This window comes from Clostridium mucosae (assembly GCF_024622765.1).
Classification (GTDB): Bacteria; Bacillota; Clostridia; order Clostridiales; family Clostridiaceae; genus Clostridium.
This window is the reverse complement of record NZ_JANKAF010000015.1, coordinates 22,562-44,548: the sequence shown is the minus strand read 5'-3', so window position 1 is coordinate 44,548 and position 21,987 is coordinate 22,562. Positions and strand designations below refer to the sequence as shown.

The 21,987-nt window shown below is 27.4% G+C and carries 18 protein-coding genes and 2 pseudogenes; 17 read left to right on the top strand and 3 right to left on the bottom strand.

The window, feature by feature from the left end; genetic code table 11:
• Positions 1–4 precede the first annotated feature (4 nt).
• Entirely contained in the window at positions 5–1,258 is a 1,254-nt protein-coding gene (locus tag NSA50_RS14865) for an NAD(P)/FAD-dependent oxidoreductase (protein ID WP_195263233.1), read from the top strand.
• 1 nt (position 1,259) lies between these two features.
• Complete coding sequence (locus NSA50_RS14860) at positions 1,260–1,619, top strand: DUF1667 domain-containing protein (RefSeq protein WP_195263234.1); 360 nt, start codon at positions 1,260–1,262, stop codon at positions 1,617–1,619.
• A 149-nt stretch (positions 1,620–1,768) separates the two neighbouring features.
• On the opposite strand, the gene NSA50_RS14855 is transcribed toward NSA50_RS14860, so the two are convergent.
• Positions 1,769–2,275 (bottom strand): hypothetical protein, encoded by a 507-nt coding sequence (locus tag NSA50_RS14855; protein WP_195429396.1) that lies wholly within the window; start codon positions 2,273–2,275, stop codon positions 1,769–1,771.
• Positions 2,276–2,421: 146 nt separating this feature from the next.
• Complete coding sequence (locus NSA50_RS14850; RefSeq protein ID WP_257446266.1) at positions 2,422–2,925, bottom strand: GNAT family N-acetyltransferase; 504 nt, start codon at positions 2,923–2,925, stop codon at positions 2,422–2,424.
• Positions 2,926–3,208: 283 nt separating this feature from the next.
• Between NSA50_RS14850 and NSA50_RS14845 the strand changes: the two are divergent.
• The 5 genes and pseudogenes from NSA50_RS14845 (at position 3,209) to NSA50_RS14825 (ending at position 7,803) form a co-directional block, all read left to right on the top strand.
• Positions 3,209–3,479: pseudogene (locus tag NSA50_RS14845) on the top strand (ACT domain-containing protein).
• Between the two features lie 13 nt (positions 3,480–3,492).
• Positions 3,493–4,856: pseudogene (locus NSA50_RS14840) on the top strand (DUF711 family protein).
• A gap of 249 nt (positions 4,857–5,105) precedes the next feature.
• Positions 5,106–5,861 (top strand): flavodoxin family protein, encoded by a 756-nt coding sequence (locus NSA50_RS14835; RefSeq protein ID WP_257446264.1) that lies wholly within the window; start codon positions 5,106–5,108, stop codon positions 5,859–5,861.
• A gap of 33 nt (positions 5,862–5,894) precedes the next feature.
• Positions 5,895–7,127 (top strand): hypothetical protein, encoded by a 1,233-nt coding sequence (locus NSA50_RS14830; protein ID WP_257446261.1) that lies wholly within the window; start codon positions 5,895–5,897, stop codon positions 7,125–7,127.
• A 157-nt stretch (positions 7,128–7,284) separates the two neighbouring features.
• Positions 7,285–7,803 (top strand): hypothetical protein, encoded by a 519-nt coding sequence (locus NSA50_RS14825; protein WP_257446259.1) that lies wholly within the window; start codon positions 7,285–7,287, stop codon positions 7,801–7,803.
• A 212-nt stretch (positions 7,804–8,015) separates the two neighbouring features.
• Here NSA50_RS14825 and NSA50_RS14820 read toward each other — a convergent pair whose 3' ends face one another.
• The gene (locus tag NSA50_RS14820; RefSeq protein ID WP_257446256.1) at positions 8,016–8,657 is read right to left on the bottom strand and encodes a TrkA C-terminal domain-containing protein; all 642 of its coding nucleotides are present in this window, start codon (positions 8,655–8,657) and stop codon (positions 8,016–8,018) included.
• A gap of 252 nt (positions 8,658–8,909) precedes the next feature.
• Here NSA50_RS14820 and helD point away from each other — a divergent pair, with 252 nt between their 5' ends.
• The 10 genes from helD (at position 8,910) to NSA50_RS14770 (ending at position 21,927) form a co-directional block, all read left to right on the top strand.
• Complete coding sequence (gene helD, locus NSA50_RS14815; protein WP_195429400.1) at positions 8,910–11,192, top strand: RNA polymerase recycling motor HelD; 2,283 nt, start codon at positions 8,910–8,912, stop codon at positions 11,190–11,192.
• 157 nt (positions 11,193–11,349) lie between these two features.
• Positions 11,350–12,522, top strand: coding sequence for an FprA family A-type flavoprotein (locus tag NSA50_RS14810; protein WP_195429402.1), 1,173 nt, complete (start codon positions 11,350–11,352; stop codon positions 12,520–12,522).
• Positions 12,523–12,799: 277 nt separating this feature from the next.
• On the top strand, positions 12,800–15,109 hold the full coding sequence (locus NSA50_RS14805; RefSeq protein WP_195263244.1) for an AAA family ATPase: 2,310 nt from the start codon (positions 12,800–12,802) through the stop codon (positions 15,107–15,109).
• Positions 15,110–15,631: 522 nt separating this feature from the next.
• A complete protein-coding gene (spoIIAA, locus tag NSA50_RS14800) occupies positions 15,632–15,967 on the top strand; it encodes an anti-sigma F factor antagonist (protein WP_195263380.1) in 336 nt (111 codons plus the stop codon).
• 14 nt (positions 15,968–15,981) lie between these two features.
• Positions 15,982–16,413, top strand: a complete 432-nt coding sequence (spoIIAB, locus tag NSA50_RS14795) for an anti-sigma F factor (RefSeq protein WP_195263245.1) — start codon at positions 15,982–15,984, stop codon at positions 16,411–16,413.
• 9 nt (positions 16,414–16,422) lie between these two features.
• Positions 16,423–17,178: an RNA polymerase sporulation sigma factor SigF gene (gene sigF, locus NSA50_RS14790; RefSeq protein ID WP_195263246.1), complete on the top strand. Its 756-nt coding sequence runs from the start codon at positions 16,423–16,425 to the stop codon at positions 17,176–17,178.
• Between the two features lie 185 nt (positions 17,179–17,363).
• On the top strand, positions 17,364–17,834 hold the full coding sequence (gene spoVAC / locus NSA50_RS14785; protein ID WP_195263247.1) for a stage V sporulation protein AC: 471 nt from the start codon (positions 17,364–17,366) through the stop codon (positions 17,832–17,834).
• 18 nt (positions 17,835–17,852) lie between these two features.
• Positions 17,853–18,887 carry a stage V sporulation protein AD gene (gene spoVAD / locus NSA50_RS14780; RefSeq protein ID WP_195263248.1) on the top strand — a complete coding sequence of 345 codons (1,035 nt, stop codon included), beginning with the start codon at positions 17,853–17,855 and terminating at the stop codon, positions 18,885–18,887.
• A 15-nt stretch (positions 18,888–18,902) separates the two neighbouring features.
• Positions 18,903–19,259: a stage V sporulation protein AE gene (gene spoVAE, locus NSA50_RS14775; protein ID WP_195263249.1), complete on the top strand. Its 357-nt coding sequence runs from the start codon at positions 18,903–18,905 to the stop codon at positions 19,257–19,259.
• Between the two features lie 169 nt (positions 19,260–19,428).
• Positions 19,429–21,927 carry a P-type ATPase gene (locus tag NSA50_RS14770; protein ID WP_257446245.1) on the top strand — a complete coding sequence of 833 codons (2,499 nt, stop codon included), beginning with the start codon at positions 19,429–19,431 and terminating at the stop codon, positions 21,925–21,927.
• Positions 21,928–21,987 lie beyond the last annotated feature (60 nt).

The following is a 21,987-nucleotide window of genomic DNA, read 5'->3' as shown; positions in this document are numbered from 1 at the left end:
AATTATGAGTTATGATTTAATTGTAATAGGTGGAGGTCCTGCAGGTCTTGCAGCTGCATATGAAGCTTATTTAAATGGAGTAAGAAATATCTTAATAATTGAAAGAGATAGAGAGCTTGGAGGGATACTAAACCAATGTATTCATAATGGATTTGGACTTCATACTTTTAAAGAGGAGCTTACAGGTCCAGAGTACGCAGACAAGTTTATAAAGTTAGTTCAAAGTAGTGAAATAGATATTAAACTTGATACAATGGTTCTAGAAATAGAAGAAGATAAAAAAATACATGCAATAAATTCTAATGATGGCTATATGATTTTGGAAACAAAGGCAATTATATTGGCAATGGGATGCAGGGAGAGAACAAGAGGAGCTATAAATATTCCAGGGGATAGACCTTCAGGGGTATATACTGCAGGAGCAGCTCAAAGATATATAAATATGGAAGGATATATGCCGGGCAAAGAAGTGGTAATCTTAGGCTCAGGTGATATAGGACTTATAATGGCTAGAAGAATGACATTAGAAGGTGCTAAGGTAAAAGCAGTTGTAGAGCTTATGCCATATTCAAATGGACTTAATAGAAATATAGTTCAATGCTTAGAAGATTATAATATACCATTATATTTATCACATACAGTTGTAGATATAATTGGAGATAAAAGACTAGAAAAAGTTATAATTTCAAAGGTTGATGAAAATAAGAGACCTATAAAAGGAACAGAGTTAGAATTTGAATGTGATACATTGCTATTATCAGTTGGATTAATTCCAGAAAATGAGTTATCAGATAAAGTAGGAATAGAATTAGATAGAAGAACTAATGGACTTGTTGTAACAGAAAGCATGGAAACTAATGTTGATGGAATTTTTGCTTGTGGAAATGTAGTTCATGTACATGATTTAGTGGATTTTGTTACTGAAGAGGCTAAACATGCTGGAAAATCAGCTGCAAAGTATTTGAAAAACATATTAAAGAAGGAAAATTATATAAATATAAAAAATGGTAATGCTATAAATTATACTGTTCCTCAAAAGATTTGTATAGAAGATATAGATGAAAAATTGACTGTATTTATGAGAGTAAATAATGTCTATAAGGATAAAGTGCTTGTTGTTAAATCTGGAAATAAAGAAGTTACAAGGCTAAAGAAAAGGCATTTAGCACCATCAGAAATGGAGAGAGTAGTCTTAAGTAAGAAGCTATTAAGCAATATAGAAGAAGATTTAATTATTTCTTTAGAGGATGGTGAATAAAATGGAAAAGAATTTGATTTGTATATGTTGTCCTATGGGATGTCATTTAAAGGTCAACATTGAAGAAAACAAAGTAAGTGGAAATGGATGCAAGAGAGGTATTGATTATGGGATTAGTGAAATAACAAATCCTGTTAGAGTAATAACTACAACTGTTAAGATAAAAGATGGTGAACTTCCAGTGCTTCCAGTAAAAACAAAGGGAGCTATTCCAAAAGAGCTTAACTTTAAATGTATGGAACAGCTTAAAAAACTTGAAGTAGTTGCGCCTGTTTCTGTAGGTGAAATAATTCTTAAAGACATATTAGGAACAGGAATTGATATTGTAAGTTGTAGAGATATAAAAAGCATTAAAGCTTAAATAATATTAAATTTAAAATAGAAGTATAAAGGAAGAAAAATGATTAAAGATGACTGGCTATTAATAGCCAGTCATCTTATTTAACATAAATATATGTACAAATTAAAATTTATCTGCCAATTTTATAATAGTTAATTACATATTAGTAATTAATGAAGTAGCTCGATTATTTTCATTTTCATTAAAGCTAATTGAATAGCTTCAAGTATTTCCTTTTTACTTATATTTTTTTCACTACCATAATGAGGCTGTAATCTTTGAATTAATACATCACTAGCACTATTTATAGCATCTAGTTCAATATTTTTTAGGTTACTACTATCGTATTTCAATACTGATTCAAGATTATCTAAAGAATTATAAAGTGCACTACCGTTCACGCCATTTCCTGAAAGTAATATTTCACCACTCTCTAACACATTTTGTAATGCATAGACATTAATAATTAGGTCTTCTACATTGCGGTTAAAATCTTCTTCTGTTGGGGAAGCTTCCGTAATTGCATAAATAGAGTTTTGTGTATTAATAGCTAACCATAGAACTCTATCAGCATAGGTATTTAATTTATTATTGTTTAACTGAAAATATTTATAAAGAGAAAATGAAAAAAGGATTAATACCGTAGCACATATACTTATTATTATTTTTTTTCTCATGGAAAGCTCCTCCTAAAAAACTAGGTATTAGTAAATATAACTTCAATATTAATTTTTCCTAAGGGTATAACGAAACCTTATATCCTTTTAAGTCATTGATTTTACTTACTTAAAATTGATTTTGAATAGAATTTTATACGTAACATCTATAAATCTTTGCAATACATGACTTCAACAGCATCACAAAATTTTTGTGATTTATCTGTTAGAACAAATCCATGATTTTCATAAAATTTACGTGCTCTAATATTTTCTTTAAATACCCATAGCATAACTTTGCTAAATCCAGCATTTTTTATATCTCTTAAAATATAATCCATCATTACTGTTCCGTATCCTTTTCCCCAATTATCACATAAACTATGAATACAAATAATCTCTGAATATCCCTTTATTTCTTCATCCCTTGCTTTATCCCAATATGCAATACAATGAGGATTTTCATTAATGGACAATATGAATCCATTTCCAATATTTTTGCTAAGTAACATATTATATAACTCTATAGCTTCATTAATGTTAGTATATTTATCTAAATTTTCTTTAGACAAAATTTTGTTAAATGCATTTTTCCATGATTCTGTTTGAATGTAAGCCAATGTATTAGCATCACCAGCTTTTACTCTTCGTATATTAATAACGCTCATCATACTTACCATCCTTTTAATTTTATATTTTTATTATACATTAAATATGGTTATAATTACATGAAAATAAAAATATTAACATTATATCTTTAAATTCCTTCACAATAGTATGATAAATCAACACTTAATTAATACAGAGCCTAATTTTTTATTTTAAAAGAATAAAGTTTGCTAGAACCACGAATGATGGAAGTTAAAAATTGACAAACTTACGGACTAGAGATAAAATTATAATAACTTTTCAGATTATTTAGAAAAATACAATAAAAATAGGAGTTGAATATTTATGAAAGCAATTTTAACAGTAATAGGAAAAGATAAAGTAGGAATAGTTGCAGGCGTTAGTAACGAATTATTAAGATTAAACATAAACATCTTAGATGTTAATCAAACTATAATGGACAAATTACTTTACAATGATAATGATGTTAGATTTAAAAGAATCTAATTCTACCTTTGATGATATTAAAAGTGCATTAGTAACAAAAGGCGAAGAACTTGGAGTAGAGGTTAAAATCCAAAGAGAAGAAATATTTAATTCAATGCATACTTTATAATTGGAGGTTAGAGATGAATAGTAATAATATATTAGAAACCATAAAGATGATAGAAGAAGAAAAACTTGATATAAGAACTATAACTATGGGTATTTCATTATTGGATTGTATAGATTCAGATGGAGATAAGGCAAGAGAAAAGATATATAATAAAATAGTTAGTAGTGCTAAGGACTTAGTAAAAGTAGGAAAAGAAATTGAAAATGAATTTGGGGTTCCAATAGTAAATAAAAGAGTAGCTGTAACTCCTATATCAATAATTGCTGGAGCTACAGATGAAACAGATTATGTTAAGTTTGCAAAAACTTTAGATAAAGCAGCTGAAACTCTAGGTATAGATTTTATAGGTGGTTTTTCAGCTTTAGTACAAAAGGGATATACTAAAGGCGATAAAATACTAATAAATTCAATACCAGAAGCATTAGCTAAAACTAGCAAAGTATGTTCATCTGTAAATGTAGGTTCAACTAGAGCTGGAATAAATATGGATGCAGTTAGAGAAATGGGAGAAGTAATTAAAAAAACTGCTGAATATACAAAGGATACAAAGGGATTTGGTTGTGCTAAGCTAGTTGTGTTCTGTAATGCAGTTGAAGATAATCCTTTTATGGCAGGAGCCTTCCATGGAGTTGGAGAAGCTGATAAAGTTATAAGCGTTGGAGTTAGTGGACCTGGTGTTGTGCAAAGGGCATTAGAAAAAGTAAAAGGAGAATCTTTTGATGTAGTTGCAGAAACTATAAAGAAAACTGCATTTAAGATTACAAGAATGGGACAATTAGTTGCAAAAGAAGCCTCAGAAAGATTAGGAGTACCATTTGGAATAGTAGATTTATCATTGGCTCCAACACCAGCAGTAGGAGATTCAGTTGCACATATACTAGAAGAAATGGGACTTGAAGTAGTTGGAACCCATGGTACAACAGCAGCTCTTGCATTATTAAATGATGCTGTTAAAAAAGGTGGAGTTATGGCATGTAGTCATGTAGTCATGTAGGAGGATTAAGTGGGGCATTTATACCAGTTTCAGAAGATGCAGGAATGATTGATGCTGTATTAAATGGTTCATTAAATTTAGAAAAACTAGAAGCTATGACTGCTATATGTTCAGTTGGATTAGATATGATTGCAGTTCCAGGAGATACCCCAGCAGAAACAATAGCTGCTATGATTGCAGATGAATCAGCAATAGGAATGATTAACAATAAAACTACAGCAGTAAGAGTTATACCAGCTCCTGGCTGTAAGGTAGGAGACTTAGTTGAGTTTGGAGGATTACTTGGAACAGCTCCAGTAATGCCTGTAAATAAATATTCATCTTCATTATTTATACAAAGAGGCGGAAGAATACCAGCACCAATTCACTCATTTAAGAATTAGTAATAAATTGTGAATATAAAGGCTACGATAACTAGATATGTTCTATAAGCTAATAGCTTACGCAAAGAAGTACTAGGCTCATTAATGATATCCATTAAATTGGAGATATTATATAAAAATCGGAAAGTTAATACATATCATTAAGTTTAATTCGCAATTTATAAATATCGTGTATAATATAATAGAGTAATCACAAGAGAGAAGGCAAAATAAAGTGCTTTCTCTTTTGTTATTTTAGGGGGAGAAATTATGAGATGTGTTGTAATACATGGAAGTCCAAGAAGGGGTAATACTTGGGATGTATTAAATATTGCAAAAGAGGAAATGAAAAAACATGGTGAAATTGAATTTGTAGATATTGAATTACGTAAAGAAAGCATACCTTATTGTAATGGATGTTTTTTATGCATTTATAAAGGTGAAGATAAATGCCCACACAATGAAAAGATAAGTTATATAGTTAATGAAATTGAAAATTCAGATGCTATTATAATCACTTCACCTGTTTATTCAATGCAAGTTAGTGGGCTTTTAAAAATATTTATAGACCATATGTCATATAATTTTCATAGGCCAAAATTTTTTACAAAAAAGGCATTAGTAATTACTACTACTGCAGGGGCAGGTCATACATCTTCAGCAAAGTATATTAGGGATGTCTTATATTATTGGGGATTTAATTTTGTGGAAATGATACCAATAGCATATAGAGCAACAGAATTAAATGATAAAAATGTGGAAAAAATAAAATGTATATCTAGTAAGTTTAGTGAAGATTTGATATCTAGAAAAATACACAAACCAAAAGTAAAATCTATATTTATGTATAATTTATGGAGAAAATCAGGAGAAACACCTTTTAAAGAAGGAGATGCAGATTATAGATATTGGAAGAATTCAGGGCTTGCAAAATTTGTTTATCATCCTGATATTAAAATTGGAGTTTTAAAAAGAGCAATAGGGAATGCTACTTATAAATTAATGGGCGGCAAAGTAGAAAGTTAGTGTGATTATAAGATTAGACTTGGGGGATTAATAATGGACTTAATAAACTCTATATATTTAGAATGTAGTGACCAATGGTGGAAATCAGATAGATATTTCAAATTGGATATGAAAAAATATACTAATATAGAAAAGAAAAATAAAGAAAAGAACTTAGATAATTATATAGATTTAATAATTAAAAAAATAAGTGAATTTCCAAGTGAAGATAGTAAGAAGAAAGAGTGGCAAAAGGATTTTAATAAAATTATAGACGATTTTATAGAAAGTGAAGAAGAAACTTTTAAGCTCGGAATAATTAATAAAAATCTTAAGAATGACTTTTTTAATAGCACTAAAAGGTTTATAAAAGAAGCAAAACAATTTGATGATAATTTAAGTTATAGTGATATAGGGCAAGCTATGAGGAATGTTTGGATTATAAATATTCTTCAAGCAGCATTTGGAGAAAAAGTACAGTTGTCTAAGGCTATATTTGGATATAGTATGTTATATCCATATACAGATAATTATTTAGATAATACAAAGATAAATGATGCAGATAAGAAAATATTTAATAATAAATTGAAAAAGAGATTAAATGGAGAGAACATTGAAGGGAATGATTCGCATGAAGAAGATGTTTATAAATTAGTTAGTTATATCGAAGAAGACTTTAAAAGAAATGATTATAGTGAGTTATATAAATCTTTACTTTCCATTCATAAAGGTCAAATAAGAAGTTTAAAACAACAAGATATCGTTACTATTCCTTATGAAGAGGATATTTTAGGAATATCTATTGAAAAAGGTGGATCATCAGTACTAGTAGATGGATTTTTAACAAAGGGAAAGCTGAATAAAGATGAAATATCTTTTTGTATTTTTTATGGTTTCTTGCTTCAACTGGCAGATGATTTACAAGATATTAAATCTGATATAAATAATAATCATATAACTATAATGTCACAATTAGCTCCTAAATATAATTTAGATAAAATAGTAAACAAATTAATAAATTTTACAACTTTATTTTTGGAAAAAGACAGTTGTTTTAAAGGAAAAAATATACCTGAATTAAAAGAACTTATAAAAACAAATTGCATAATGCTTATATTGTTTTCAGTAGTATTAAGTAAGGAGTTTTTTTCAAGTGAATATATAAAAATAATAAATGAATATCTGCCCTTTTCTATAAAATATATTGAAAATATAAATTTTAAGATTAGAAAAAAATTTAAAAAACTAGAGTTTGAAGATGCAGTTAATTATATATTGGAAAATTAATAAAAATAACGGAGCTGTAACATAATTAAAAATGTAAAATGTAAAATGTAGAATGTAAAATTAAGGTGGTATTTCATACTGAGGTTTTGATTGAGTATAATAAATAGATAACTAATTCATAGTAATTGTTATCTATATAATGCAAAGGGGTATGTAAATGAAAAATTTTATTAAAATAATTTTACTTATGGGTATATCATTACTTTTGCTAATAGGATGTAATTCTAAAGAACAAGAAAAAACTGTAGATAATTTCATTAACAAGTTACTATCTGTAAAGACATATGAGAGTATTACATTTGGGGAGGATTTGGATAAATACGCAGAGGAGTCAAAAGCAAATTTTGGGGAATACTTTACAGAAAACGGATTTGACACTTTAATGACTAATAGAATTCTTCATTTTTATTATACTGTTATAAATGAGAATAATATAAAGGATATAACAGATATTAAAATAGTAAAAACTAAAGAATCAGAAAATGATACTTATACAAATTATGAATTTATACATTATGAATATGAAGTGTCTTATAAATTAGAAACAGATGATAAGTCAATAGATATGACAGATTATATGGTTTTTAAAGTGATGAAAGATAATACTTCTATTATCGATGAGGTGTCTATATTAAAAGAAAAAAGTAGCATTTTCACTAAATATTTAAGTGATTAAAATTACCGAGTAAGTTAATTTTAACATTATAAATAGAATAATATTTATAAATTATATATTAAGGTAGTTCAAAATGAACTACCTTAAATTTATGTCATAAATTAATAAATTAGTATAACATAGTTTAAGATAATATAAATTTAGAAGTATTTCAGTATGAAATACAACATTCATTTTAAATTTTTAAATTCTAAATTAAACATGCCCCGTTATTATAATTCTTTATCAGATGATGGTAAAGAAATATAGTTTTTAACTGTTTCTAAAACTGAATCTTCTCCAACATAAACTATTATATCTTGTGAATGTATTTTGAAGTACGGGCCAGGTGATAAGAATAAATCGCCATCCCTCTTAACAGCAATTATAGTAGCTTTTGTATTATGCCAAAAGTTAAGTTCACCAATACTTTTATCTACAGCAATACTATTTTCTTCTACTATACTTTCAAAAGGGATAATAGAACCAACATTTCTTAGCTGAGTAGCAAATTCAATTATTGCATTAATATTTTTTTCAAGCTTATTATCGATATCTTTTCTTTTCTTTATTAAATCAAAAGTGTCGCTATTTAAATGAGTAAAATCTGATTTTGTTTTGAATTTATTTAAAAATTCTTTTGCATAAGTTTTATTATTTATTATGATTCCACTTTTTTCATTAATAGTAACAACATTCATATCTTTTAATAATGCTAAGGATCTTCTAATAGTTTCTGGAGATACATTATATATACTAACTAAAGTAGTTCTTCCTGTTATTTTACTTCCTTCTAAAAATTCATTATTTATTATTCTATGAGCTATATCAATAGCTATTTTTATATAATTAGGGGTTTTTGTTTGCTTAGACAATATTAACATCTCCTTTACGTTAAGATTCTAACATACAATATTGGAAAGTAAAATACCTATTGAAATATATAATCTATAAATGAGGTAATATAAGGAATAAATGTATTGTTTGAAGTAAATAATTGGAATATAAGAAGGTTATATATTAATGTTAATTAATAATTTTTAATTGTTTAGTTATGTGCTTTATAATTGAATTTAGATTTTAATTAGCCTATAATTAAGGCATTAGTTGAATTTAGAGGTAGTGATATGAATAATAATTTGAAATTAGAACAAGAAATATTAAAGGAAAAAAGGAAAAAGATAGATAATGAACTTTTAGAGAAGAAAAAGAGCTATGAAGTTATAGAAGGCAAGTTAAAAGCTTTAACAAAAGAATCAAAGGGAAATTATAACGAAGAAAAAGAAACAACAGAAAAAATATATTCTGTATTAAAAAAAGATATAAAGAATTATGAGGAGGCTATTAAGGTTCCTTATTTTGGTAGGGTTGATTTTAGGGAACTGAGAGGCCAAGACGAAAGTATATATATAGGCAAACAATCAGTTAGTTCAACTATAGATGGAGAAGAAATAGTAGTAGATTGGAGAACTCCAGTAGCTGATTTATATTATAGTGGAACTGGAGGATATGCATATTATAAATCTCCACTAGGAATAATAGAAGGAAACCTATCTCTAAAAAGAAAATTTTTATTTAAGGAAGATTCTTTAAATGAAATATTTGATGAGGGGATAAACGAAATTATAGTAAAAACAGGCGATGAAGGAAATGACTTAGTTGATGAATTTTTAAAAATAAATCTTGAGGAAAGTAGAGGAAAAAAATTAAAAGAAGTAGTAGCAACTATCCAAAAGGAACAAAATGATATTATAAGATGGCCTAAGAATTTACCTATTATAGTTCAAGGTTCAGCTGGTTCTGGGAAAACTACTATAGCCTTACATAGACTTGCCTATTTGATTTATAGATATTCAGAAACTATGAAAGGAAAAGATATTTTAGTTCTAGCTCCTAATAAGTTGTTTTTGGATTATATCTCAGATATATTACCTAATTTAGGTGTTGATGAAGTTAATCAAACTACTTTTCAGGATTTAGTACTTAAGCATCTGAAAATTAGAAGTAAGGTAAAGGGAAAAGATGAAAAACTTAAGGAGTTAATTGAATCTGACGATGCAGAAAAATGCAAATTAATAATAAATTCATCTAAAATAAAAGGAACATTAGCATTTAAATCTATTATTGATAGATACATTGCATTATTAGAAAGTGACTCTGTTGATATAACAGATATAATGATTGGAGATTATTTATTATTCAATAAAAGAGAAATAATGAGGCTTTATCTTAAAGACTTAAAGAATTTTCCAATAAATAAAAGAAAAGATGAAATAAAAAGATATTTAGGATTAAAGCTTAAAGAGAGAATAGAAGTCCTTTGTCTGCAAGTAGATTTAGAATGGGATATAAAGATTAAAGAAATAAAAATTAAACAAGAAGATTGTGAAGATAGAAGAAAGCAATTAATACAAACTTATTCAGAAAGAGATGAAATAAAAAATAATATAAAAAATAACTCAAAAAAAGAAATGAATGAGTATTTTAAAAGCTGGAGAGGAATAACTTCTAAGGACATATATGTGGATTTATTTAAAAATGAAGATTTTTTTGAACTTGCTACTTTAAATAAAATACCAAAAGAGTTATCACAATTCATGAAGGAAGAAATTATTTCAAACTATAACAAAGGAATTATAGATGAAGATGATTTAGCACCACTTTTATATATTAATATTCTTTTAGAAGGTGTTGAAGAAAAAGAAAAATACTCTCATATAGTGGTGGATGAAGCACAAGATTATAATCCATTCCAAATTTATTTAGTAAATAGATTAACAAGAGGAAATTCTCTTACTTTAGTTGGAGACATTGCTCAAGGAATATATTATTATAAAGGGATAAAGAATTGGAGTGATATAGTAGATAAGGTCTTTGATGGAAAGGCAACTTATATGCAGCTTACTCAAAGCTATAGATCTACAGTTGAGATTATAGATTTTGCTAATGGTGCGCTAGATGCACAAGAGTTAGACTTGAAAAGAGCAAAACCTGTATTAAGACATGGAGAATTACCTAAAATAATAAAATGTAATAATAGCAAAGATGCAGTAAAAAATATAAATGATATAATTACTGAAGTTATGGATAAAGGGAAAAGTAGTATTGCAATAATAACTAAAGGTGTAGAAGAAGGAAAAACTTTAGAAAAGCTTATAAAAAAGAATTCGCAATTTAAAGCAACATTAATAAAAGGGAATGAAAAAGAGCATAATGATGATATATTGATAATACCATCCTATTTAACAAAGGGATTAGAATTCGATGCAACAATTATTTATAATCCGAGTAAGTCTAATTTTAAAAATAATTTATTAGATCAAAGGCTTTTATATGTATCATTAACAAGGGCTTTGCACTATGAATATATAATAGAAGTTGATAATATAACAGATATGATAAAAATATAAAAGTTATAGAAAAATTAAATAAAAAGTTATAGAAGAATTAAAATATAGATGATAAATACACAAAAAAAGTCGAATTGCATAATTGTTTGACAAAAGTATTTATGGTAAAATATTACTAAAATATATATAGTAAAAGATTAAAGTTGGAGGTAGGGATATGTTACAGGAAGAGCTAAAGAATAATATATATTGGGTAGGGGTTAAAGACCCGGATTTAAAAATATTTGATATAATAATGGAAACTAAAAAAGGAACAACCTATAACTCTTACGTAATAAATGACGAAAAAGTAGCTGTAGTAGATACTGTTAAAACTGGATTTTATGATGAGTTTAAAAATAATTTAAAAGAAGTAATTGGTGATAGGAAAGTAGACTATGTTATAGTTCAGCATACTGAATTAGATCATAGTGGATCATTAATAAAATTAATTGAAGATTATCCTGAAATAAAAGTAGTAGCATCTAAAGCTGCATTAAATTATTTAAAGAATATATTAAATAGAGATTTTAATGCCGTAGAAGCTAAAGAAGAGATTTCACTTGGAGAAACAAGTCTTAAATTTATAAGCGCACCTAATTTACACTGGCCAGATACTATTTTCACATATGTAAAAGAAAGAAATTTACTATTTACATGTGATTTTACTGGTTCTCATTATTGTCCAGAAGGCGGAATTACAGAAAGTTTGAACCAAGATTATTTTGTAGAAATGGAATACTACTTTAATTGCATAATGGGACCATTTAAAAAGTTTGTACTAATGGGCTTAGACAAGATAAAAGACTTAAATATAGAATGTATTGCACCTAGTCATGGACCAGTTCATGTTGCTAATATAGATAAGATTTTAAATCTTTATAAAGAATGGGCAACAGAAGCAGAAGTAGATAAAAATAAGGTAGAAATATTTTATATTTCTGCATATGGAAATACAGAAAATATGGCTAACTTTATGAAGGAAATGCTAGAAGAAAAGGGATTTAATGCAGATGTAACAGAAATAACAACTATTCCTTTAGAAGAAAGTATAGCAAAAATAGAAAGAGCAAGAGGATTTATGGTTGGATCTCCAACAATAAATCAAGATGCAGTTAAACCATCTTGGGATTTATTATCATTAGTTAATCCTATAATAAATAGAGGAAAACCTGCATTAGCATTTGGTTCTTATGGATGGAGTGGAGAAGGAGTAAGAATGCTAACATCAAGACTTAAAGATTTAAAGCTTAAAGTAGTTGAGCCAGGATTATCATTCTGTTTTGTGCCTTCAGAGCAAGATTATAAGAATGCAGAAGAAATGGTAAATAAGTTTATAGAACTGATGTAGTTAAAAAACACTAGTAAAAGAAAGATCTGTGAATAAAAAAACACAGGTCTTTTATTATTTTACAACAAAATATTAACTAAAAATATATAATTATGAAAAAGAAAGTATTAGTCATAATAAACTTTCATATATATTTAATATGATATAGATAAAAATAATTAAATTTTAAAAATTATTCCCTAAAAAAGCATCTTAGGAATATCTATATAGTAAATACTAAAAAAGGGGGGAAACTGCTTCTTAATAATTGCTAAAGCAATTTTAAAGTGGAAAATATATGAGAAAAGAGTTAACTTCACAAGAAGTAAAATTTAATTTTAAATTCAAAGAAAGTGATTTGAAAGGCAGTGTAACAAAAATTCCTGAAATAGATAGTGAGTATGAAAAGATTGGAAGAGCTCTTAATATAAATAAAGAAGGCTATAATCTTTATTTAATTGATTCATTTTCTAAGGAAAAACTAAAGAAACTGCAAGGTTATATAGAGGAGCAGTATAAATATCTGGAACCTCCAAAAGACATTTGCTATGTTTCATTAGAGGATGATAAAAAGCCAGAAGTATTATTTGTTAGTAATGGTAATGGTAAAAAGTTGAAGGACGCAGTTGAAGAAATAAGAAATAATTATATAGAAATAGTAGAGGAGTTCTATAATACTTCATCTGAAGATGAAAAGGATGAGCTTATAGAAGAAATACAAAGTAAGAGAAATGATTATATAAGTGAATTGATGGAGATGGCAAAAAAAGAAGATTTTGAAGTGAAAGTCACTAATAAGGGTTTTGCTTTTATTCCATTAATAAATGGCAAGGTAATTAGCGAAAGTGAATATGATAAATTAGAAAAAAATAAGAAAGAAGCTATTGTAGCAAAAGCATCTATTTTAAAGAAAAAAGCAGAAGTAGTTTTAGGAAAATTAAAAGATATAGAAACTAAATCAATAAAAAAGTTAAAGGAAATATATAGTGACTTCTTAGCAAAGGAAATGGAAGGATATAAGGACGAGGTTTTACTTGAATTTATAGATGATGATGCAGCTTATGAATATTTAGAAAGATTATTTATATCAATTGAAAAGGAAATTATAAATTGCTATACAATGGATATTGATGAAGATGAAGAACAACTTTATCAAGTTATAAATAAGTATGATATGCATTTACTTGTTGACAATAGTTCAAGGTCTACACCACCTGTTATTTATGAAGAAGATCCAAATATAAACAATTTAATGGGTTTTATAGAGTATGAGAATCATAATGGTGTATATACGACAGATATATCCTTAATAAATCCAGGAACTTTACTAAAAGCAAATGGTGGATGTTTAATTGTTAGAATGAGCTCACTAGCTACTAATTCATATTCTTACTACCATTTGAAGAAGGCTCTTATAACTAATAAAATAACATATGATAATTCAAAATCATATGTAGAAGTAATATCAATAAGTGGATTAAAGCCACAACCAATACCTATAAATGTAAAAGTGATCTTAATAGGTGATCAGGAAACTTATGATACACTGTATAGCTTAGATGAAGATTTTAGAAAGTTATTCCCTTTAAGGGCTGAATTTAATCCTATTGTAGAGGCAAATGATAATGTTACATCTTATATAAATAAATCTATAAAAAATAAAGTAAAGCAAAATAATCTTATGCCTATTACAGAAGATGGAATAAATGAAATAATCAAATATCTATCAAGAACTGCTAATAGTAAGACTAAAGTAAATATAGATACTACTGAAATAGAAAAATTAATGATTTTAGCAAATGATAATGCAAAAAAGAGAAAGTCATTAATGATAGAATCTAAAGATATAGTAGATATTGCATATGCTAAAGAAAGAATAGAAGATGAATATGATAAAATGTATAAAGAAAACAAAATTTTAATATCTGTTATAGGAAAAAGAGTAGGAGTTATAAATGCACTAGCTGTTTTGGATACTGGATATCATTCTTTTGGAAAGCCTATGAGGATAACATGTGTATCTCACAAAGGATCAGGAAGAATAATAGATATTCATAAAGAAAGTAGATTAAGCGGAAAAATACATGAAAAATCAATAAATATATTAAAAGGATTACTAAATAATATAATTAATCCATATGAAGAAATTCCAGTAGATTTTTATTTAAGTTTTGAGCAAATTTATGGTTTACTTGATGGAGATAGTGCATCAGTAGCAGAGATTATATGTATTTTATCTTCATTAAGTAAAAGACCTATAAAGCAAACAATTGCAGTAACTGGCTCTATAAATCAATTAGGGGAGGTACAAGCAATTGGAGGTGTTAATGAAAAAATTGAAGGTTTCTATAGGGTATGTGACTTTTTAGATACAGTTAAAAATAAAGGAGTTTTAATTCCTTCTTCAAATAAGGATGAATTAATATTAATACCAGAAATTGAGAAGTCTATAGAAAATGGGGATTTCCATATATATACTATGGATAATCTAGATGATGCAATAGAAACTTTAATATTAGAAGAAGGTGAATCATTAGAAGATTTTTATACAAGCTTACGATCAGAAATAAAAAAATATAAAAAAGTTAAAAAAGAAAAACAAGAATAGTAATATAACTAAAAGACATAGTCTTAGAAATTTATTTTAATGTAGAATTTAGTTTGTTCAATTTCAATTAATCTTGACTACTTTTACAAAGTTAATCTCTTACTTTTATAAAGGGGGTCGCGTTTCGCGACCCCCTTTTAGGCTTACACATTAATTTTTTCTTCTAAAGGGTATAACGAAACGTCATATCCTCTTAAGCTATTGATTTTACTTACTTAAGTTAGGGTTTAAATAGAATTTTTTTATCTACTATTTAAATATGCATAAAACTAAGTATTTTTAATTTTTAATAAAAATTTATAACATATATTACATAAATTTATATTGAGTAATAAATTAAATATTAAAATTTCTATTAATTTAAATATAATAAGATAAAAAAGTTATTATTTTATTTGACTATGAATAAAATAGTATGTTAAAATTATGGAAAAAGAAGGAAAATAATTTTAAATAACTATTGAGGAGGTGGGTGGTGCTGGTCGCACAATTAAATGGCTTTCTGCGGCAGCCCCAGTTTGTATGTATCTAAAATTCGATAAAAATGAAGACAAACTAGTTGTTAGCTTAATGGGTGAGTTAGATCATCATAGTGCTGAAGAGGTAAGAGTTAAAATAGATGATAGGATAGATAGAGATAACATAAAAAAAGTTATATTAAACTTTAATGGAGTAACATTTATGGATAGCTCTGGAATTGGTGTAGTTATAGGTAGATATAAGAAAATGCAAAATAGAGATGGGAAACTTTGTGTAGCAGAAATAAATAAAACTGTTAATAAAGTTTTTGAAATATCAGGTATGTATAAAATTATTGATGTATATAGCAATATAGATGAAGCTGTAGTCAATATTTAATGGAGGGGTTTAAAATGGTAGATAATAAAGTAAGTATAGAATTAATGAGTAAATCCCAAAACGAAGGGTTTGCAAGGGTTGCAGTTGCTGCATTTGTTTCCCAATTAGACCCAACAGTAGAAGAACTAACAGATGTAAAGACAGCGGTATCAGAAGCCGTAACAAATTCTATAATACATGGTTATGAAAACAAAAAAGAGGGTATAATCAAAATAGAAGCTACTATAAGTGGGGATGAAATAACTATAAGTATTGAAGATTTTGGCAGAGGAATTACAAATGTTGAGCAAGCAATGGAACCACTATATACTTCAAAGCCAGAGCTAGAAAGATCCGGAATGGGATTTACAGTTATGGAAACATTTATGGATAGCTTAGAAGTAAAGAGCGAAGAAGGTAAAGGAACTAAAGTTGTAATGAAGAAGAAATTCAACACAGTAAGTTAGGTGAAGTATATGGAAAATGGAAGTGTAAGAAAAGAGGCGTATAATTATGAAGAAAACTCACAATTAATACCTCTAGCAAAAGCAGGTAATCAAGATGCCATGAATAAAGTCATTGAGATGAATTTACCTCTTGTATCATCCATTAGTAAAAAATTCCTTAATAGAGGGTATGATTACGAAGACATATTTCAAATAGGTTCCATAGGGTTAGTTAAAGCTATAAATAATTTCGATGATAAATTTAATGTTAAGTTTTCTACCTATGCAGTTCCTATGATAATAGGGGAAATAAAGAGGTTTATTAGAGATGACGGAATAATAAAGGTAAGTAGAAATGTAAAAAGTTTAGCTAGGAAGTTACATTTTGACAAAGAACAACTAACTAAAAAATTAGATAGGGAACCAACTATTGAAGAGCTATCTGAGTTTTCAGGCGTAGACAAAGAAGAAATACTGTTTGCTATAGAATCTGCTGCTAGTATGCAATATCTATATGATACTATTCATCAAGATGATGGAGCACCTGTTTTACTTATAGACAAACTAAGTGAAAAAGGTGAAGACGATAGTGATATGATAAATAAAATTGCATTAAAAGAAGCACTAAGAAGCCTCGATAGTAAGTCAAGACAAATAATAATGCTTAGATACTTTAAGGATAAAACACAAGTTCAAGTTGCTAAGATGCTAGGTATAAGTCAGGTGCAAGTATCTAGAATTGAAAAGAAAGTATTAGTATTAATGAAACAAAAACTACAAGAATAAAGAAAAAATATTAAATTACAAATGATAACAAAGGGAAAGAAAAAAATGAATAAGTTATAATAAAAATCTTTTGAAATTATATCAAAAGATTTTTTTTTGTTGAAAAAATTTTGAAGTATATTCCAGTGTTATATTTATTATAATTGGGATAATAAAATTATACATATTTAGAAAGGAGTAATATTATGGCTAAAAAAAAGACACCAAGTGAACAACAAATATTAAATAAATTTCAAACTATTACAGATCAGACAAATCCAAAGCCTAAAATAGTTAGAAATTGTGCAAGGGCTTTTTTAGTTGGAGGGGCAATTTGTACATTAGGTCAAATTTTTCAAACACTTCTAGTTAAATATGGATTTCAAGAAGAAGAGGTTAAAATGTTGTTACCAATAATTATGGTATTTTTAGGAGCTCTATTAACTGGAGTAGGAATATACGATAAAATAGCATCTTTCGGAGGCGCTGGAACGGTAGTTCCGATAACAGGTTTTTCAAATGCTGTTGTTGCTCCAGCCATAGAATTTAAAAAAGAAGGTTTCGTGTTTGGAGTAGCAGCTAAAATGTTTACCATAGCAGGACCAGTATTAGTATATGGTATAGGAAGCTCCGTAATAATAGGTATTATTTATTATTTTATACAAGTATTAAAATAAAAAGGAGGAAGGAATAATATGAATACTAATAATTTAAATGTAAAAAAAGTTGGAAAGCAAACTGTAAAACTTCAAAATCCTCCTAAAATAATAGCAACATATTCTATTGTTGGACCAAAAGAGGGTGAAGGACCATTAAAGGAATATTTTGATGAAATATTAAATGATGATATGTTTGGAAAAGAAAGCTATGAAAAAGCTGAGAGCGAAATGATGTATACAGCAATAACAAGTGCAATAAATCGCGCTGGATTAAAAGAAGAGGATATAGATTATTTATTTGCTGGAGATTTATTAAATCAAATAACATCTTCATCTTTTGCAGCTAGAAAATTAAATATACCGTTCTTTGGATTATATGGAGCTTGCTCCACTATGTCAGAATCATTAAGTGTGGCTTCTATGATGATAGATGGAGGATTTGCTAATTATGTTGTTGCCTCTACTTCATCACATTTTAGTTCAGCAGAAAGGCAATTTAGATTTCCTTTGGAATATGGGTCACAAAGAAGTCCATTGGCTCAATGGACTGTAACTGGTTCAGGAGCTATGGTTCTTGGAAAAGAGGGTAACTTTCCAGAAGTTACTTATATAACAACAGGAGTTGTAAAAGATTATGGAATAAAAGATCCAAATAACATGGGTGCAGCTATGGCACCAGCAGCAGTAGATACCTTAGCAAGGCATTTCAAGGATACAGGTAGAGACCCTAAGTTTTATGATGTAATTGCAACAGGGGATTTGGGTAAAGTAGGTAAAGAAATAACATGTAAATTACTATTAGAATATGGATATGATATAAGAGAAAATTACTTTGATTGTGGAGATATGATATTTGATGATGTAGTTCAAAATACAGACTCAGGAGGAAGTGGGTGTGGGTGCTCAGCTGTGGTAGCATCAGGATGCTTCTACAAAAAATTAATGAGAAAAGAAATAAAAAATCTTTTATTAATTTCTACAGGAGCTCTTATGAGTACAACCTCATCTTTACAAGGTGAAAGTATTCCGGGCATAGCACATGCTGTAGCAATAGAATTTAAAGAAAAGTAGAAAGGGGAGACTAGTATGGAATATTTAAGTGCCTTTATAGTAGGTGGAATAATATGTGTAATAGGACAAATTCTTATGGACACTACTAAATTGACACCAGCAAGAATTCTAGTAATCTTTGTAACATTAGGGGTAATATTAGGTGCCTTTGGAATATATGATAAATTAGTTGAAATAGGTGGAGCGGGTGCAACAGTTCCTTTACCTGGGTTTGGAAATTCTCTTGCTAAAGGTGCAATAAAAGCTGTTGAAGAAAAAGGATTAATAGGTGCTTTTACAGGTGGGATAACAGGAACAGCTGCAGGAATAACAGCTGCAATTTTCTTTGGATACATAATGGCGTTAATATTTAATCCTAAAACAAAATCTTAATAGATTATAGTAAATATTAGAAATTAATACTTTAAAAAAATGGCCTAACAACTTATACTATAAGTGTTAGGTTTTTCTTTTTTTAGTTAAATTTAAAAAATGATACAATTAAAATAACTTTAAAAATAATAGTAATAAATGGCGAATTATTAGAGGTAGGAGGAGGAAAATGAAAAGTTATTATGGAAATAGCTGGACGAAGGTAGTAGATTCACTTGGAAGCAATGTCAATAAAGGGCTTTACGAGTATGATTGTAACTTAAGAAAAGAAGAGGATGGGGATAATAAAATTTCGCTTCCATATTCTAGAGGGGTATTTAAATTAATATTAGATATTTTAAAAGAAAAATACTTGTACTTATATTTATTACTTATAACTATTTTTTTATTAAATAAATTTTACATAGTTAGTTTACTAACAATATTTTTACTATTATTTAATTTAGGGTTTAAATTATATCATGAGATTTCTAAGGAAAAAGAAATAGAAATTTTACAAAATTTAAATACTTCCCAAGTACTAGTCTTACGAGAAGGAATAGAGAAATTAGTGGAAGCAGAAGATTTAGTAAAAGGAGATATAGTTTATTTTAGAAAAAATTCTATAATTGCAGCTGATATTCGAATTATAGAGAGTGAAAATCTTAAAGTAGATGAAAGTAGTGTAACTGGAGATCGATTTTTAAAAGATAAATTTTCAACAAAGCTTGATAATGAAATATCATCTATTGGCGAAATGAGTAACATTCTTTTTAGAGGTTCTTTAGTAAAAGAAGGTTCAGGAAAAGGGATAGTTATAGGAGTTGGAAATAATACACAACTAGGAAAGTTAATAAGAATAATAGATAATTCAAAGGGTAAAAAGGATATTGCTATAAATAAGATGGAGGAAATTTTATTTAAACTTGTATTATGCCTAATTATTGTACAAGCAATTTTTATAGTTGTATTTCCTGGGAAATTAATTGACAAAAAACAACTATTTATACAAGGGGTATTTGCAACAATTTGTATTTTTGTTCCGATTATAATAACGTATTATGGAAAATACATAAAAGAAAAGATTTTAAGGGAAGATGATATTGAACTAACAAATTTTTCAGCCTTAGATTTAGTAAATGACATAAAAATATTTTTCCTGGACAAGCTTGGGACAATAACTAAAAAAGAATTGTTTTTAGATAAATTATACACAAATGAACAAATTTATAAATCTAATACAATAGATATTAATGATATAAATATAAAAAGACTTTTAGATATATCAATACTATGTAATAATGCAAAATACAATAATGATAATAATTGGTCAAAAGGAAACATGCTTGAAGTAGCATATGTAAAATATGGAGTTGAGAATTCTATTTTTAAAGGCAATTTAGAAAGTAAAAATAAAAGGAAATTCCAAATTGATAGAGGCTCTAATGAAAATATGATAACTACAGTCAATAAAAATAGAAATGGATATAGAGCAAATTCTAGAGGAAGTTTAGAAGCAATATTAAATAGTTGTACTCATATACTTATTAATGGAATAGAAAGAGAAATGTCGTCAGAAGATATAATGAAGATTAAACTTGCAGATTTGAATTTTTCAAAAGAAGGATTAATAACAGAAGCATTTGCATATAGAAGCTTTAATTATGAGCCTTCAGAATTTGAAAATATAGAAAGCAATTTGGTGTTTGTTGGAATTATGGCTCTAGAAAATCCTTTGATTGATGATGTAGTTGATGATATTGGAAGTATTATGGATCAAGGTGTGTTACCAATTATATTTACTGAGGATAATAAAATAGCTTCTGAAGTTTTTGGCAAAAAAATAGGTCTTATATCATCACTAGAACAAATTACTACAGGTGTTGAATTAGAATCTTTAAGTGAAGAGGAAATGCTTAGAGTTGTTTCTAAAACAAGGATTTATTGTAAGCTAAACCCTGAGCAAAAGAATAAGATTATATCATTATATAATACCGATGGATATAAATTTTCTATTGAAGGCGAAACGTTAGGTGATATTTCTCTTATAAGCTTAGCAAGAGTTGGAATAGTTAAAGGAAAGCTATCCATGTTACTCAAAAAAATAGGAGATATATATACTTATAAAAGTAGTATTAAGGCTTTCTTTAAATTAAAAGAAAAACATGCTGAAGTAGAAGAGGGGATAAAAAGAGGAATAAGCATATACACCATAGCTATGCTATGTGAAATTGTATTTTTAAATTTAAAATATTATATAACAAGTGGACTAGTAGTAGACGAGTATTTTATTATATTAATGAATTTTTTTATGCTTTCACCTATAATAATCATAAATATGATATATGGGAATGATGTTTATAAAGGCAAAAAAGTAGCTTTAAGATGTATATTATTTTGTATTATACCTGTAGTTGCACTTTATTTTATAAAAGATAATTATGACATAATAGGATTTTCTTTAATGGGATTAATGCTGATTATAGATACTCTAATTAATTGTCGAATATTTAAAAGAGGAAATTTAAAAGGATTAAAGTTATTAGTATTAACTATATTCATTTATATAATATCGTTATTTATATTAATTATGATAACTAAATTTACTTACTCTATGATATTTGTTATTGTGATATCTTGGTTAATATTTATTTTTTTATTAGGAGATTTAATTATAAAAAAATGGTAAAAATTATTAATGAGGTGTTGCCATTTGGACTATGAAGAAAAAATAAATATATTACCATAT